Origin of the sequence: Ruminococcus albus 7 = DSM 20455, assembly GCF_000179635.2 — a bacterium.
Lineage (GTDB): Bacteria > Bacillota > Clostridia > Oscillospirales > Ruminococcaceae > Hominimerdicola > Hominimerdicola alba.
Genome location: NC_014825.1, coordinates 129458 through 144654, shown reverse-complemented (window position 1 = coordinate 144654; position 15197 = coordinate 129458). Strand labels below are relative to the sequence as shown.

Below are 15197 nucleotides of genomic sequence, written 5' to 3'. Positions count from 1 at the left end.
CCTCCTTTTTGGTATTATTCAGCACCCACAACATCGCCATCAACTATCAGTTCGATCATAATATACTGAATATTAACTCCAATCTCTTGATCAGCATCATTATACGCCAAATTGAGCGTTGGATAATAGTCTGAAATATCGTCTCCTAAAACATTTGATTTAATCTTTCCATTTTCTAACATATCATCGTCCAAATCATTTGAATAAAAATAGAGTGCCGGATTATTCTGGATATGGCTTATAAGGTCGGCTTTTTCATCTCCAGCACAAACATTAATGATGTTATTACCAGTTAAAACCATATTTCCCAAAGTATCGGGCCAAACCCAGTGTAATGGTATTTCTTTATTTTCCGACGAATTAAATGTTATTGTTTGCGTTTCTCCAAAATATACCCTGCCAGAATTATCAGCATTTTTAAAGAATAGTATATGCCCTTTTATGTAGTCAATAGCTTTTGAATAATTAGTATCGGTAGTATTATCAGATAATTGAATAAGATCATCGATTGTAACAGTTGGCATTGTATAATTTTGACCATTTAGCTTTTTTTGTGTTTCGTCAGCTATCTGTGCTTTCATATCGTCAGAAAGTCTATAAGCTGTTAGTTCGATTTTATAGTTTATTGAAAGATTTTTTGAACTGTCATTATTCACAGGCTGAATTACAAAATTCAAATTTCCATTTGTACCAGGTCTTAATCCTGCGTCTGCCATATCATCGTCGGCTTGAAGCAACCATTTAATATCACCAACATTTGCGGAAGTAGCTCCGCTTGTTATTGGAGTTCCATCTTTATAACCCAATGATTCGAGAATATTGCCATTCGGAGAAACTGAGCCGACAGTTTTTATTTCAAATACCAAATCGTTAGCCGTCATATTAGCCCCAGTTCCCTCAACCTCTCTCGACATGGTAAACCAGCTTCGAGTTGCAAAAACAAGGACAATGCTGACTATAATCACCATACAGCTGATCTTCATCAGCTTTATTTTGCGCTTTTGGTATTCAGAGCGCACTTCCTCCAAGCGAACTTCGGCATGGGCTGAAGCAGATTCCGCTATTTCAATTTTGTTACTGGTTGTAAGATCATTGTTATCTTTCATCTGCTCCACCTCTTTCTGTCAGTTATTTGCTATTATCTCAAAACCGTATCCGTCGATGTTTTGATGAATGAGCAGGTCTGCGTTATCGTACTGGTCGTTCAGCATCTCCGATACACTTTCTCCCGCTCCCTTTAGAAAGAACTCATCAGGGCGGCTGTTTATGTATTCTTTTACCGTTTCCGATTCAGAAACATCCTTGATGACCGCTCCCTCTGCATTTATACTTGAAAGCTGCTCAAAGTATTCAGCCCATACCCAGTAGACCGTGACCTCGTATTCTCCATTAGCGTTCAGGTCTTCCTGATGTTCCGCTGTGTTGTATGTCATTCTCCCGTCTTTCAGCAAGCCGCTGTAACCGTTCTCCTTCTCCATGAAGAAAAGAATGTGACCGTTAAGCAGCTTATCAGCCTTGCTGCATTTCTCCTGTTCGGGAAGATCATTTTCCAATTCATCAATCCTTATGTATTGACCGTCCGCCGTTTTCACTAAACCGTAAACATTGAAGCTAAGGTCAACCGTAAGTTCGGCATTTTTATTGTGAGGGATAATGTACACCTTTGCCATTCCGTAAGAACCGGGCATAAAACTGCCGCAGCTGCTGTCCTCATGAAGATCGGCGGTTATCCTACGCACATCAGGTGTGGTCTTTCTCAATGGTGTACCTATTATAATAGTATCCTTTTCGGGTGCGTCTGTCCGAATATCATAGTAGTCGGAATTCCATGACCTGACCGTATTTTTCATTCTGGCGAAGAAACTCATATTTCCCGACCTGCTGATACCGACCAAGGTGATAGCCACACAGCCGAAGATACCAAGTCCAATAAGTATCGTAAGAAATCCGAACAAAGTTCTTTCAGCAGGAGTTTCTTTGAGATAAACCAAATTATCAGGTTGTTCATTCGGCGTTTTTGCTTTATTCATTATATCACACTTCCCGAAAGTTTTCAACCGGTTCTAATGTATTGTTTCAAGCCTTTCATCAGCGTTTCTCAAAACTGTCACAGAAAGCACTATTCGTACAAATTTTCGACTATCTCACGTTTATCCGTCATCTGCTTTCTGTAATACATTCTGAGCGTATCACTGACCTTTTTATGCCCGAGCATCTCGCTCAGCGTCCCGACCTCGACATTTTTCTTAACACAGGTCATTGCAAAGGTGTGGCGCAGAGCACTTATGGATCGTTTCTGCACTCTGGCAGCTTTGACGAAAGCCACATATTGACCTCGAAAAGTCATAGGATATGCGCATCCCTCTTCGCCGGTGAGAAAGTTCTCATCATCGTCGTGCATAGGCTCCATTATTTTCAGCTGTTCGGCTATCCATGTGGGTATCGGCAGCTCTCGACTGTTCTTTTTTTCGGTGATTTCAACAACTATGAGATTATTCTTTTCCTTTTTTGACCTTTTATTGATTTTTTCTACCACTCCGCGTATTTTCAAAAGATTATTTTTTAGGTCTAAGTCTCCCCACCTGACAGCACAGATCTCGTTTACTTCAGCTCCCGTGTACAGGCAAAGCATTATGCCGAGGTGAACCACGTCGTAAGGCTTTACCGCCTTTCGCAGCTTTCTTACCTCTTTTTCGGTAAACACGGTAATTGAACGTATATCTCTGTAATTTATCGATTCTCCGTCAGCAGGGTTTTTCAGACCAAAATTTCTTTTTCCGTATATAAATACCGCGTGATAAACTCCGAGAGCCATTCTTGCGGTGCTTGACACCACCTTTGAACCGTTCGGAGCTTTGCCGTTCAGCATTTCATTTTTTATACTTTTCCATTCGTCAAAGTCGATGCTGTTCACCGAACGATTCTTTAAATCATCGGGAATGTATTTGTTGAGGTAAGAACGATACACCTTGCTTGTGGTCTCTGTCACCGATTCGCTTCGTTCCTTGTGCCATCTATCAAACAGTTCCCGAAATGTCATATTGGTCGTTTCTTTATTTTCCATTTATCATTTCACTTTATCATAGTATTTTTTCCTTGTGTACTCCTCGCTCGGATCGCCAAGCAGAAGGCTCAGTTCTTCCGAGCTCATGCCGTTTTCAACAGATACCTTTATATATGTGTTCCGTGTGGCTGTAAACGATCTGTATTTCACGCCGGCTTTATCAAGAAATCCCGTATAGCTGTAGCTTACAAAGATAACAGGCTCACACCTTCCGCTTTTTCCTGGGATAAACATTTCGTTGTCATCATGTATACGCTTCAGCAGTATGAGCTGATCGTTTATCCAGTCGGGGATATGAAGATTTCGGGCGGTTCTTTCGTTTCCGTATTCGGTCAGCCTCAGAACGGTTTTGTTATCATTTTCCTTATCATGCTCCCTTGCCAATGAACGCCGAATCCTCAACACCCTTTCGTCAGTATCAAAGTCGCCCCATTTGGCACCGCAAAGTTCGCCGAGCTGTATTCCCGTATAGATGCAGAGCATGATCCCAAGATGATCGGGTTTGTACGGCTTGACAGATTTTCTGAGTATCTCTACTTCGTGCGGAGAAAAAACAGTCTCAGAGGTATACCTATCCTCCGGCAGATTGGTTTCTCCCATAGGGTAGTTCAAGCCATAGTTTTTCGTTCCGTAAGTGAAAATTGAACGAAGCATCTGAAACAAAGATCGGATACCGGTAAGCGTAAGAGAATCGCCCCTTGAATCAGTGCCGTTTGAAATTTCCGTTTCAAGCTCCTTCCATTTTTCTGCCGTGATGTCGTTGACCTTGATGCCACCAAGTATTCTTTCAAGATACCGTCTGTATTTGATCCTGTAATTGTTTGCTGTATCCGACCTTATTGTTTTACTTGCCAGCCATTCTTCAAACAAATCGGAGACTGTCATATCGTTCACCAGTATTTGTTCCTTGACAATACTCATTCACACCTCCGAAAACATTCATAAAGCTCTCAATTTAAAGTCAACCAAAAAATGATATAATATAGAATAACTTTATGTAGAAAATAGACTTATATACATATCGTTCTTAATAAAATTATATCAAATTTCACATGGAAAGTCAATAGTTTAGACAGCAAAAATGATTAACAAATTGGAAACACAATTATTATTTTAACAAAGCAGACAATTTAAGTGGATTTTTGAAGGAGAAAAACAAATGAATACACTAAACATCTATGCCCGCAAGGACGGGCGATACGAGGGGCGGGTCTACCTCGGCAAGGACGAGAACGGCAAGCGCAGGTACAAATCATACTATGGTGCGACAGCGGAAGAAGTTCGCAGAAAGCACGAATTGACGCAGTTTTCCGCTGTTCCGAACATTCCGGCATCGAAAATGACAATAGCCACCCTTGCGGCAGAGTGGCTGCTGTCGGTGCAGAATCGTGTCAAAGAATCCACGCTTGAAAACTATCGGTTGAAGCTAAAAAAGCACATAATACCGTCGTTCGGAGCTATGAACTGCTGTGCTGTCGGCAGCAAGGAGATATACGGCTTCATGAACGCCAAGATCGGCAATGGGCTTTCAAGCCGCTATGTTTCGGATATTCTTGTGCTGATGAAGTCGATGTTCAAGTATGCCGCACGGGAATACGGCTTTAAAAACGTATTTGACGGTATCACAATGCCCAAGAAGCAGTCGAAGGAGGTGCGTCTGCTCACCAAGGACGAGGAAAACAAGCTGAAATCGTACATAACGGAAAAGCCCACTCTTGCCGGCATGGGTATTGCCCTCACCATGTACACCGGGCTTCGTGTAGGCGAGCTGTGCGCTCTTACATGGGCAGACATCGACCTTGATTACCGCACACTGACCGTGAAAAAGACCATGCAGCGCATACAGAACCATGAGGGCGGCGGCAAAACCAAGCTCATTATCAGCGAGCCGAAAAGCGAGAAATCACGCCGCATTATACCTATCCCCGAATGTATGATAGAAATGCTCCGGTCATTCAAGGCTGATGACGGCTGTTTTCTGCTGACCGGGAAGGACAAGCCTATGGAGCCGAGAGCCATGCAGTACCGTTTTTCAAGGCTTTTAAAGAAGCTGGGGCTGCCACATATCCATTATCATGCCCTGCGCCACGGCTGGGCAAGCAGAGCGATTGAGCTGGGCTTCGATGTTAAAACGTTGTCGGAGATACTCGGACACAGCAGCGTAGAACTGACAATGCGGCTTTATGTTCACTCCAACTTTGAACGTAAAAGGGCTTGCATGGATATGTTCAGTTGGTAAGATTTCTTTGTCTTTAACGTAAACGGGTGGTCAAATCAGTCCTGAAAAAGCTGTGTATTTGCATACTTTTTTCGGGTTGAAGTGCAAAATTGAGAGTTTTACGAACGTTTGACGGCTCTGCTTTCGGACGTTTTTTGTCATGCCAAAAATCAAAAGTGCCGTATACTTGCCCTAAGACGGAAACAGCCTGCGCCGCTTACTGATACGCAAGAACGCAGGCTGTTATTATTCACTTTTCCACAACGGCATTACATTCATAACCGCCCTTGAAAATGATCAGTATTTCGGTCTTTGACAAAACCTTTATGCACTCGATCATCTTCCTGACCGCAACTTCATCGTAATCGACCATAGTGTTCTCCATTTCTCCAATGCCCTCGACCGCCGACATTATGGAGTACCGTACTTCATCACGCTTCTCGGTCTGACTTTTCATAGCTTCAAGCTGTGTTTTCAGGTAGCTTTCCTCGTCGTTCAGGGCTTCAAACTCCTTGTCGAGAGAATCCTCTCCGACCGAACCGCTTGTTACAAGATGTATCAGGTCGTCACGAGCCTTGTCTATCTCCGCAAGGCGGCTTTCTATTCTGACCCGTTCGGTGTTGTTCTTGTCCTCATCGTTCAAAACAATGGAAATATTGTTCTCCATGCTTTGCAGAAACGCCGTATTATGTGTATATGCTGTGTTTATAGCATCAATTATCGCTTGCTGTAAGTGTTCCTCATTTAGCGACGGGGAATGCTTGCAGTATCTGTTGCCGTGATCAAGGCGGTTGATACATCTCCAGACGGGCAGCTTTTTCCCATGAGAGTTCCACACTACGCGACGGTAAGGTGTGCCGCACTCGCCGCAGATCATTATGTCGGTCAGAGCATACTTGCTGGCGTACCGCCCCTGAGCTGTCACGGCTTTATCGCTGCGCTGCTTTATCGTACAGCGCCTTGTAAGTTCTTGCTGAGTGCGGTTGTAGGTGTCTCGGTCGATTATCGCAGGGTGACAGTCATGCAGAATGTACTTGTTCTTCTCGCCGTTGTTTTTGACCCGCTTGTGAGTGATGCAGTCAATCGTATAGCTCTTTTGCAGGATAGCGTCACCCGCGTACTTCTCGTTTTTGAGAATATAATTGACGTTGCTGCGGTTCCATGTAGTGCAGCCGCTTCTTCGGGCAGCCCCCTCCGCCTGCATTATGTCGGCTATCCTCTGCATACTCAGACCGTCGAGGAACATACGATATATGCGCCGCACGATCTCGGCTTCTTCCTCGACAATGTATGGCTTGCCGTCCTCGCCCATGCGGTATCCGAGGGTCTTGTCCATGACATATTTTACTTTCCCTTCCTTGAAAGATTTTTCTATTCCCCATGAAACGTTCTTGCTTATTGATTCCGACTCCGCCTGAGCGAACGACCCGTACAGCGATATAATAAACTCGCTGTTCATAGCAAGGGTGTTTATGTTCTCTTTTTCAAAGATAACGCCGATACCCAGCAGGCGCAGCTCGCGGATATATTCAAGGCAGTCCACGGTGTTTCGGGCAAAACGGGATATAGACTTACAGAGCACAAGGTCTATCTTTTTCTGCCGGCACTTGCGTATCATTTTGTTGAACTCCTTGCGGTTCTTGGTCTGCGTTCCGCTGATACCCTCGTCAGCATAGATACCAGCCATTGTCCACTCGGAGTTGGAATTTATGAGGTTCGTGTAGTAATCTATCTGCACCTTGTAACTGTTCGCCTGCTCCTCATGATCGGTAGATACTCTACAGTAAGCCGCGACTCTCGTCTGCCTGTACTTTGCCTGTTTCAACTCCTCCGAGGACATTGCAGGAATTATCTTGACGTTTGAAGCCGCTTCTATCGGTCTTGACATATTTCTCCCTCCTTTGCCGCTATTTTTCTGCCGTTTTTGAAAGTAACGGTTATCACTTTGTTTTTATCAAATGTTATCTTCTCAACAGTCTTTGTGAGCATTTGCTTGTTGATCTCTTCCGAGGGCGTAAAGCCTTGAATAATATGCACAAGTTCCTCTGTTATATAAGGTATGCGATTATAAGTGCAGCAGTTGTACTTCGCTGTTGCTAATTCATACACTTTGGCTTTGACCCGCTCATGATCTATCGGGACAGCCGCAAACAGTTCTTTCAATTCGGCTTCTATCGCTGCCACTTTATCATCGGGAACATATTCGGTGAGCTGTTCTCCCGTGTCAAGCATTTCGGGAGTTTCAATGACAGCGTTCAGAACTTCAAGTACCGAAGCTGTGAAATCAACATCTGTTATTCTCGGTTTGGAATTGATACAGCCCTTTTTGGTACAGCGCCAACGCAGCTCTCTTGTCTGATCGGAGAAATGTGCCAGGTTCTTGCCGCACTCGGAGCAGAACGACATCTTGCGGAGTATAGTGTAGGTGTCAGGCTCTTTTCCAAAGGTCTTTTTATTCATGCTGGCTCTTGAAGCGGCAAAGGTTTCCTCGCTTATTATCGTTGGATAGTCGTCAGCTCCGCAGTATCGTTCGTCATTCAGAATGGAATAAATCCTGTCAGCCGCTTTTTTCTCGCTTTCGGTGAATGGCTCGATATGCTCGGCAAAGAGCGCCGCGCCTATCTTCACGCCCGAAAGACCGCTGATACGATCGGAAAAGATACGCTTGATGACCTCTGCTTCCTCAGCATCGACTGCGATTCTGCCGTTCGCTATTATGTACCCATACGGCGTTTTTCTTACTGCCATAATTACACCACCTCTGTAAATTCAAGACCGCATTGCAGGCGGAATGTCAGCGTTTCGTCCACAAACGTAATTTTTTCAAGTGCCGATTCGATAATCTCCTTTTTATCATCGTCAGAACCTTCGTAATCCTCGAACATCTCCAGCAGCGTATTTATCTCGCCGCTAATTCCGTCATTAGCTCCCGACAGCCGCGACATTTCCCGCGACAGCCTTTCAATCTTTAGGTCTATCTCGCCTATCTGCTGCTGATACTTTTCCTCCGAGATGAAGTGCTTGTCATACAGTCCCCTGAACCGCTGCTTTTGGTCTTTGAGGTCGGAAAGCTCCTTCATTCGCTTAACGCCCTCTGCCGTTCCGAACTGTTCAAGTCTTTGCAGTTCCGCAAGCTGCTCGGCACACTTGCCGAGGATAACGGTACCGTGAACATGGAGCTTGTCACACAATGCCGTGAAAGCGGATTCCAGTTCATCATTATACAGCACTCTGTTATCACAAGGCTTATCTATTGCACTTCGGCAGTTACATTGCCAGTAATTACGACGCTTAGAGGAAATAAAGGTGTAGGTATGACCGCATTTTCTGCAGATCAGCTTTTTCCTGAACGGAGTATTGTTCTTCTCGAAGCTCTTGGGCGCGGCTTTCTTTTTCACCTTAGCCGCCATCTCGAAAAGCTCCTTACTGATAATAGCTTCGTGACTGCCCTCAATGTAGTATTTCGCCGCCTGCCCGTGATTTGGCTTGAACTTTTCTCCCATGAACTCGGAGTAGGTTTTCTGCCACATGGTATCGCCAGTGTACTTCTCGTTGTCAAGAATTTTCAGTATAGTTTTCTTGTTCCACGCGATCCCCGTAGGCGAGGGTATCTTTTCATCATTGAGCGTGAGGGCGATCTTGTGCGCACCCGTGCCGTTCACATACATATTGAATATCCTGCGAATGATCTCCGCCTGTTCGGGGTCAACGATAAGATTTCCCGTTTCATCGTCTTTAGCATAACCGTAAGGCACCCTTGCGTGTCGGAAAGTACCGTTTGCCATTTTACGCTGTATGCTCCAGCGGACATTCCTTGAAATGGAATGTGATTCCTCCTGAGCCAGACCACCCATGACCGTAATCATCATTTCGTCCGAGAGCCTTGAAGTGTCAATATTCTCTTTCTCGAAAGCCACGGTCACTCCAAGTGCTTTCAGCTCACGAAGAGTTTCAAGGCAGTCCTTTGTATTTCGGGCAAATCGGCTGACCGATTTTGTAACTATGCGGTCGATCTTTCCCGCACGGCAGTCGTTTATCATTCTCTGAAACTCGGTGCGCTTGTCAAGGCTCGTTCCCGAAATACCCTCGTCGGCATAGATACCGACAAACGTTTCGGTCGATGAACTGCGGTACAGGTTGGTGAAGTACCGCACCTGCGCTTCATAAGAATGTTCCTGATTCTCCTGACTTGTGGATACTCTGCAATAAGCTGCCACCCTTGTCAGCCCTCGCTGAACCTTTGCAGCCGCAGGTACTACTATCATGTTGTTCATACCAAATTTCTCCCTTCTTATTCATTCCAACGGAACAGTTGACAAGCTCCTTACAATACGGTTGACAGCCTTGCTACAAAACAGTTGACCTTTCATATTTTTATATACGGAACAGGCGCTTGACCTGCTCCGCATAATATTAGGCGCTCATGAAGCCGTATCGTTATCGGCGTTATTATCATCGTCAGCATTTTCGCTGCCGCTTGTTTCGGTTTCCAGATCGTCAACCGACGGATACATTTCATAGATTGACTTGCGGTCAAGCTCGTCGATCCGCCTGCGCTGATCGGCGGTGATAATACCTTGCTGTTCGAGTCTGCGCGTCATTTGGCAGCTGATGGCGTAATAGTATTCGGCTTGTCCATAGAGCAGAGTTTTCATCATACCGCCCCCTTTATAATAAGGTAGGCAGGTGCTGTTTCAACAAACTTGCCGCTGTTTTCGGTCACTCGGCTAATAGCCGCAGTTACTATCTTTTTGTGCATTTAACCTCCTTCCCCGTGTATTCGGGGAGTGTTCCCCTTTGCTATTTTGATTTTACACTTTAAAGTGCTAAAAGTCAAGAGTAATTCTTATGAAATCGGAAATTTAACGCAATTTTCATAGAATGTCAATAACTCGACTTGCAATCAAAAGTGCAGGGCAAAGGGTATTATGGTAATGTTATTCGTATAGTTTTTTCTTAGGGTCGGACGAACCGTTCCGAAATTATGCTCAAAATTCATCAATACCCACTTGACAACCGTTACCCGAAGTGATATACTATTCTTTGGGCGATGCCGTATGGACGAACGGCATTTGGCAAAAGGGCAATCGAGCTTCGGCTCGGAGATCGTGGGGCTGCTGCGTGGCAGCCCCCTTTCTTTTGCCGTGAAAAATCGTCGGATCGCCGATTGACACAACCCGTATGATGTAGTATAATGATAAAGCTGTTTGTCACAGCAAACACTTTTCGGGAGGCAGTAAAATGGAAAAAATAACAGTAGGTATGACGGTAAAACTCATCAAGGATTTCGACGGGAGCAGACCCATCGGCTCAACAGCAACAATAGTCTACATTGATGATTTTGACCAGATCTTTGTTGACTGGAGCGATGGGGGTCAGGGAAGATTCTCCGAGGAACAGCTTTTAAAAATCTTCGAGCTTGCGGCTTGAACGCTGTAACAATCATTTGTACCCATCAGTGTATTTCACGATTACATAAATGCTTGGGCATAGCTGTAATATAATCACGATGACTGATAGGGTACAAACTTATGCTGTAATATATTTCTCAAACAATGTGAGGGCTGCCGAGTTGCAGTCCTCTTTTTTATTGTTGAGAAAGCTGTCAGCTGCTCAAAGTTTTTCACCATGATAGGAGCGTATCCCCTTGAAGTTGAATATCATTCTCCCGTTTTCATTTACCTTGACCGAAACCGCGTCGGTGTTCAGATCATTCCCTCGCCCGCATTTACCGCCTGCTTCAGCGATTTCGCCGAACAGAACATTACGGTCTTATCCCCCGAAAGATCGGTAACGACCGTAAAGCGTCCGAAGCTGCCGACCCTCACTTCCTCACCCTCGGTCAGAACCTGCCGAAGCACGTCCATCACCGAATTTATGTAGCGGTACGCCGACTGTTCCGAGATACCCTTGCGGCTTGCAAGCTCTTTGGTAAATTCTCGTGTATCCATTAGTCATCGCCTCTTTCCACGATAATATCGGAGATCGCGGACGCCACTTTGAACTTTTCCATAACAGACATTTCGGTGTTCATCTTCGCCACCATCTCCTCATCGGTAATGCCCATCTTCTCGGCAAGTTCGGTCAGACTCACGCCCGCGAGTATCATCTGGTATCTCAGCTTTTCGTTAGTCATTGCTATCTTCCCTCTCTTTTCTAAGCTCCCTTCTGATGAAGGTGATATATCTGCGTCGTGTGTTTCCGATACGCTTTTCGGGGCGGTAGCGAAGATCCTTGCGCATCACCCAGCCGACTTTTATGAGGTTCGCCCTGAACAGAGTGTTCAGAACCTTCTGAATATTTATCTTAGGTCTGCCTATCTTCGTGAGATAATCATCGCACATTCCCAGCAGGACGCTCGGCATAAGGTAGATATATTCATCGTCGTAATACCCGAGCAGCGTTTTGTTCGGATTCACCTTGTAATGCTCCGTTGTCGGCAGCAGGTAGTTGTGCTTGTCCGCAACAAATATCCGAACAAGGTACATGAACACTTCGGTGTCACGATTTTCAAACTTCATCGGACACGACCTCCATGTCATCATCGACCAGCAGGAACGGGAAGAAAGCTCCCGACCCGCAGAATACCGCACCTATAAGAAACTTCATCATTTTATTAGTCCTCCATTTATATTGCTTTAGATTTACACGCATTCCGGCAGACGGTGTCCAAACTGTCCAGCCGGATTTTTACTGTCAAAGGGTAGTCCCTGTCCGTTTCGTACATCGCACGTTTTTCGTTCTCGGTACCGTAGAGCAGCTGATCGAGGAAATATTCTGCGTACCCGCGATTGTGGACGCTCTCAATATACCGCTCATCAACTTTATCTATCGGACTGCGGGGGTCGTAGATTTTGCCCCAATATTGCAGCAGCTTTTTATACTCAATCAGCAGAGGTACCGATTCTTTCACCCACAATTCAAATCCTTCATCTTTAGGGGGTCGGAGCTTTTTGCGTTTTGCGGGGATGGCTATTTCCCCGTCGCAAAGCCCCAGCCCGAAGTCGTGACTGATTTTTTTTGCAGCTTCAATGTTCGATACCCCGTAGAGCTTCTCAACAAAGTCTGTGTGGTCCCCGTGCGCACCGCACCCGAAACAGTGATAATGATCTTCATAGACTTTAAAGGAAGGGTTGCGTTCGTTGTGAAAGGGGCAGCAAGCAAATCCGCCCCGGTCAACATTTAAACCGTAATACCTTACAAGGTCTTTCAGGTCGATCCTATCCTTTATGTCCTGAAAGATATTTGACATATCAGCCTCCCTTAACATTTTTTGTATTTGAGTGGGGCAGATAAAACAGGCAAGCTAAATAATATTTCAGCGATAAAATATCATCGGCATTTCTGCCCCTCTCATAAGTTAGGGGTCGGGAAGCCATTTTTTTGAGGTCTGGAAGGCGAGTTTTTGGAAATTTTGTATAATTGCACAAGCATCGGCAAGTTTGCATCGTGCCTGTATGGTTATTTTCATGATTTTGTTTTAGGTGACGTAAAAAATCCTGTCTACCGACCCCTAACTTATGAAAGGGGTAAAAATTTCGTCTGTTTTTGCAGCGAAAAATAATGTGTGGGGGTAAGTTCAAATAGGCTAAAAAATGGATTTTTCGGAATCCATATATTTTTTAAGCGCACACAGCCAGCAAGTACAGAAAGAGCCGTATTCTTTGGCTCTTTCTTCCAAATCGCAGTCGTACCCCCCTGCAATTTGGCTGTTAATGGAACCCGTCACCCTTAACTGTTGCCCCCTCTCGGGAAGCAGTAATTATTTTCATAGAAATGAAAGGAGTCATGAATTATGGCAAGAAAATACAAACAGGTGCATCGCAAGGAGATAGACTTTTCACTTGAAGAATGGGCGGAGGTAGAACGCAGGGCTGCCGTCTGTCACACGAAAACAGGAACGTACATAAGACACATGGCTGTTCATGGAGAGATGAATTATTATGACATGGAAAAGTTTATCCCCCTCCTGAACGGCATGAGAATAATTTCCAACAATATCAACCAGATCGCTAAAAAGGCAAATGAAACGAACAACATCTACGCAGGGGACGTTGAAAAACTAAGAGAGGAAGTGTCCAAGCTATCCCATACGTTAAGTCAAAATCCATTCACGGAACAGTGAACAAAAGCATAGCCTACATATTAAATCCCGAAAAAACCGAGGGCATGGTGTTAGCGACCTCCATAAATTGCACAACTGATGCGCAGGACGCATATTTGCAGATGAAGATGATTTATGAGTTCTACACTCGCCGCAGTTATGATGAACCTATCAATAGAGAGGGGAAAACTCCTGTCAAAGCTATCCACTACATCATGAGTTTTGCAGATTCGGAAAATGTCACGCCCGAGTACGCTCAGAAGGTAGCTATGGCTTTCGTGCGTAACACTTTTGGTGACGATGCTCAGGCGGTCATCGCAACTCATACAAATACTTCGCACACACATTGTCATATCATACTAAATTCTTACTCCATTTCCGGACGCAAGTATAACGACAACCAAGCAACTTTGCGGTATGTCCGTGAACACGCAAACGGTGTATGCCGGGCTTTAGGTATTACTCCTGCACTTCACTTTGAGGACAAGGGTCATTCTATGCAGTACAACGAATGGGAACATAAAAAGAACGGCACTTCGTGGAAACAGCAGATTCGTGAAGAGATCGACAAGCTGATACCCACAGTTAATTCGCTTGATGAACTGTTGCAGGCTCTTGAAGGGCTGGGCTATGAGATAAAGCGCGGGAAGTATATATCCATCAAAGCACCGGGACAGCTTCGCTTTGTAAGAACCAAAACGCTCGGAGAGGAGTACACCGAAGAAAGCCTTGTCACACGCATACAGTATCGTGAAGTGGGTGAGGGTACTGCACCTTCGCATGACAGCGACGCAGAATTGAGGGCAGCCTATGCCTCTGTAATCGGAGATGTTCGTGTGCTTGCAGACCAGCACAGAAAAGTTCCGAGAAAGCAAAACAGTGAATTGCCATACTCAGCTGGTAACGACCTTGATGTTTACAAGCTGTCAGCACAGATGTCCGTCATGAACAAGGAAAATATTCATTCGCTCAGTGATCTGGAGTACAAGGCTAAGGAGCAGAAAACTCTGTCTGAAAAATATAAGGCTGAGATAAATCAGCAAATCATGGAGTACAACAAAATGATGAGCCTGCTGGAGCAGTCGCAGACTTACTATACCCTTGCACATAAGACCGAGTTGTCTGCCACGGAGCAAAGCAAGTTGTCAGTTTGCAGGCTGGCTATGCAAAATAACGGTCTGCTAACAATGTCAGATGTTGATACCCTCCGAGAACGTGCCGCAATTTCAGGCAGAAAAATAGCAGCCCTCAAGGAAAAACTTGAAGGCTGCAAGCAGAAGTATGCTGTATACCAAGATATTTTGGACACTTACGACAGGCTGTCGAAGCGTGATTATGTTGCGGAACTTATTGAGGAAGAACGTCAGCGCAGGGAGCAGGAGGCGAGAAAAAAGAGAAAGAAACGCTGACACAAAAAAACGTGCCGGCTGCTTTTGCTAAAAAAGATTTCATGGTTTGTTTTCGCAGCTATAGCTTTATTTCACCGTCTTTTCATTGAATAATACCTCCGGTTATGGTATAATATTTATAAGAGCAGATCGGAGGTGAACGCAATGGAAAACGAAAAAGAACAGCTGATAGACCGTACCCTTTACAAGCGAATAAAAGCTATGAACCGCACTGAAATGGAGCAGTTCGTGCAGAATGTTTATGCGCAGGGGTACGGTGCTGCCGAATCACAGAGCATTGATTATGATAGCCTGAAAGCCGACATTGCCACAATAAAGGGCATCGGCGAGAGCAGGCTGCAACAGATTATCGCTGTTATTGACAAGCACATAGCAAATACAGATGATGAAAGAGGATGATGA

The 15197-nt window shown here is 44.9% G+C and carries 17 protein-coding genes; 5 read left to right on the top strand and 12 right to left on the bottom strand.

Features of this window, described 5'->3' with window-relative positions:
- Positions 1-14 precede the first annotated feature (14 nt).
- The 4 genes from RUMAL_RS19425 to RUMAL_RS19410 form a co-directional block, all read right to left on the bottom strand.
- A complete protein-coding gene (locus tag RUMAL_RS19425) occupies positions 15-1106 on the bottom strand; it encodes a hypothetical protein (protein ID WP_013483796.1) in 1092 nt (363 codons plus the stop codon).
- An 18-nt stretch (positions 1107-1124) separates the two neighbouring features.
- Positions 1125-2030 carry a hypothetical protein gene (locus RUMAL_RS19420; protein WP_013483795.1) on the bottom strand — a complete coding sequence of 302 codons (906 nt, stop codon included), beginning with the start codon at positions 2028-2030 and terminating at the stop codon, positions 1125-1127.
- Positions 2031-2119: 89 nt separating this feature from the next.
- A complete protein-coding gene (locus RUMAL_RS19415) occupies positions 2120-3064 on the bottom strand; it encodes a tyrosine-type recombinase/integrase (RefSeq protein WP_013483794.1) in 945 nt (314 codons plus the stop codon).
- A 3-nt stretch (positions 3065-3067) separates the two neighbouring features.
- A complete protein-coding gene (locus tag RUMAL_RS19410) occupies positions 3068-3985 on the bottom strand; it encodes a tyrosine-type recombinase/integrase (protein WP_013483793.1) in 918 nt (305 codons plus the stop codon).
- A gap of 238 nt (positions 3986-4223) precedes the next feature.
- On the opposite strand from RUMAL_RS19410, the gene RUMAL_RS19405 reads away from it, so the two are divergent.
- The gene (locus RUMAL_RS19405) at positions 4224-5303 is read left to right on the top strand and encodes a site-specific integrase (protein WP_013483792.1); all 1080 of its coding nucleotides are present in this window, start codon (positions 4224-4226) and stop codon (positions 5301-5303) included.
- Between the two features lie 229 nt (positions 5304-5532).
- Here RUMAL_RS19405 and RUMAL_RS19400 read toward each other — a convergent pair whose 3' ends face one another.
- From RUMAL_RS19400 to RUMAL_RS19385, 4 genes are all read right to left on the bottom strand, one after another.
- The gene (locus RUMAL_RS19400; protein ID WP_013483791.1) at positions 5533-7170 is read right to left on the bottom strand and encodes a recombinase family protein; all 1638 of its coding nucleotides are present in this window, start codon (positions 7168-7170) and stop codon (positions 5533-5535) included.
- Entirely contained in the window at positions 7155-8030 is an 876-nt protein-coding gene (locus RUMAL_RS19395; protein ID WP_013483790.1) for a recombinase family protein, read from the bottom strand. The genes RUMAL_RS19400 and RUMAL_RS19395 overlap by 16 nt, the downstream gene beginning before the upstream one ends.
- Before the next feature lie 2 nt (positions 8031-8032).
- Positions 8033-9556, bottom strand: coding sequence for a recombinase family protein (locus RUMAL_RS19390; protein WP_013483789.1), 1524 nt, complete (start codon positions 9554-9556; stop codon positions 8033-8035).
- 147 nt (positions 9557-9703) lie between these two features.
- Entirely contained in the window at positions 9704-9937 is a 234-nt protein-coding gene (locus tag RUMAL_RS19385; protein ID WP_013483788.1) for a hypothetical protein, read from the bottom strand.
- A 586-nt stretch (positions 9938-10523) separates the two neighbouring features.
- Here RUMAL_RS19385 and RUMAL_RS19380 point away from each other — a divergent pair.
- Positions 10524-10712, top strand: coding sequence for a hypothetical protein (locus tag RUMAL_RS19380; RefSeq protein ID WP_013483786.1), 189 nt, complete (start codon positions 10524-10526; stop codon positions 10710-10712).
- Positions 10713-10987: 275 nt separating this feature from the next.
- On the opposite strand, the gene RUMAL_RS19375 is transcribed toward RUMAL_RS19380, so the two are convergent.
- The 4 genes from RUMAL_RS19375 to RUMAL_RS19360 form a co-directional block, all read right to left on the bottom strand.
- Positions 10988-11233, bottom strand: coding sequence for an HU family DNA-binding protein (locus RUMAL_RS19375; RefSeq protein ID WP_013483785.1), 246 nt, complete (start codon positions 11231-11233; stop codon positions 10988-10990).
- Positions 11233-11418 (bottom strand): site-specific integrase, encoded by a 186-nt coding sequence (locus RUMAL_RS19370; RefSeq protein ID WP_013483784.1) that lies wholly within the window; start codon positions 11416-11418, stop codon positions 11233-11235. Before RUMAL_RS19370 ends, RUMAL_RS19375 begins: the two co-directional genes overlap by 1 nt.
- Positions 11411-11803 carry a hypothetical protein gene (locus RUMAL_RS19365; protein WP_013483783.1) on the bottom strand — a complete coding sequence of 131 codons (393 nt, stop codon included), beginning with the start codon at positions 11801-11803 and terminating at the stop codon, positions 11411-11413. The genes RUMAL_RS19370 and RUMAL_RS19365 overlap by 8 nt, the downstream gene beginning before the upstream one ends.
- 107 nt (positions 11804-11910) lie before the next feature.
- Entirely contained in the window at positions 11911-12534 is a 624-nt protein-coding gene (locus RUMAL_RS19360; RefSeq protein ID WP_013483781.1) for a CHC2 zinc finger domain-containing protein, read from the bottom strand.
- A 543-nt stretch (positions 12535-13077) separates the two neighbouring features.
- Between RUMAL_RS19360 and RUMAL_RS19355 the strand changes: the two genes are divergently transcribed.
- The 3 genes from RUMAL_RS19355 (at position 13078) to RUMAL_RS19345 (ending at position 15194) form a co-directional block, all read left to right on the top strand.
- Positions 13078-13407 (top strand): plasmid mobilization protein, encoded by a 330-nt coding sequence (locus RUMAL_RS19355; RefSeq protein WP_013483780.1) that lies wholly within the window; start codon positions 13078-13080, stop codon positions 13405-13407.
- A complete protein-coding gene (locus tag RUMAL_RS19350) occupies positions 13404-14795 on the top strand; it encodes a relaxase/mobilization nuclease domain-containing protein (RefSeq protein WP_013483779.1) in 1392 nt (463 codons plus the stop codon). The genes RUMAL_RS19355 and RUMAL_RS19350 overlap by 4 nt, the downstream gene beginning before the upstream one ends.
- Positions 14796-14939: 144 nt before the next feature.
- Positions 14940-15194, top strand: a complete 255-nt coding sequence (locus tag RUMAL_RS19345) for a hypothetical protein (protein ID WP_013483778.1) — start codon at positions 14940-14942, stop codon at positions 15192-15194.
- The last annotated feature ends 3 nt before the right edge of the window (positions 15195-15197 follow it).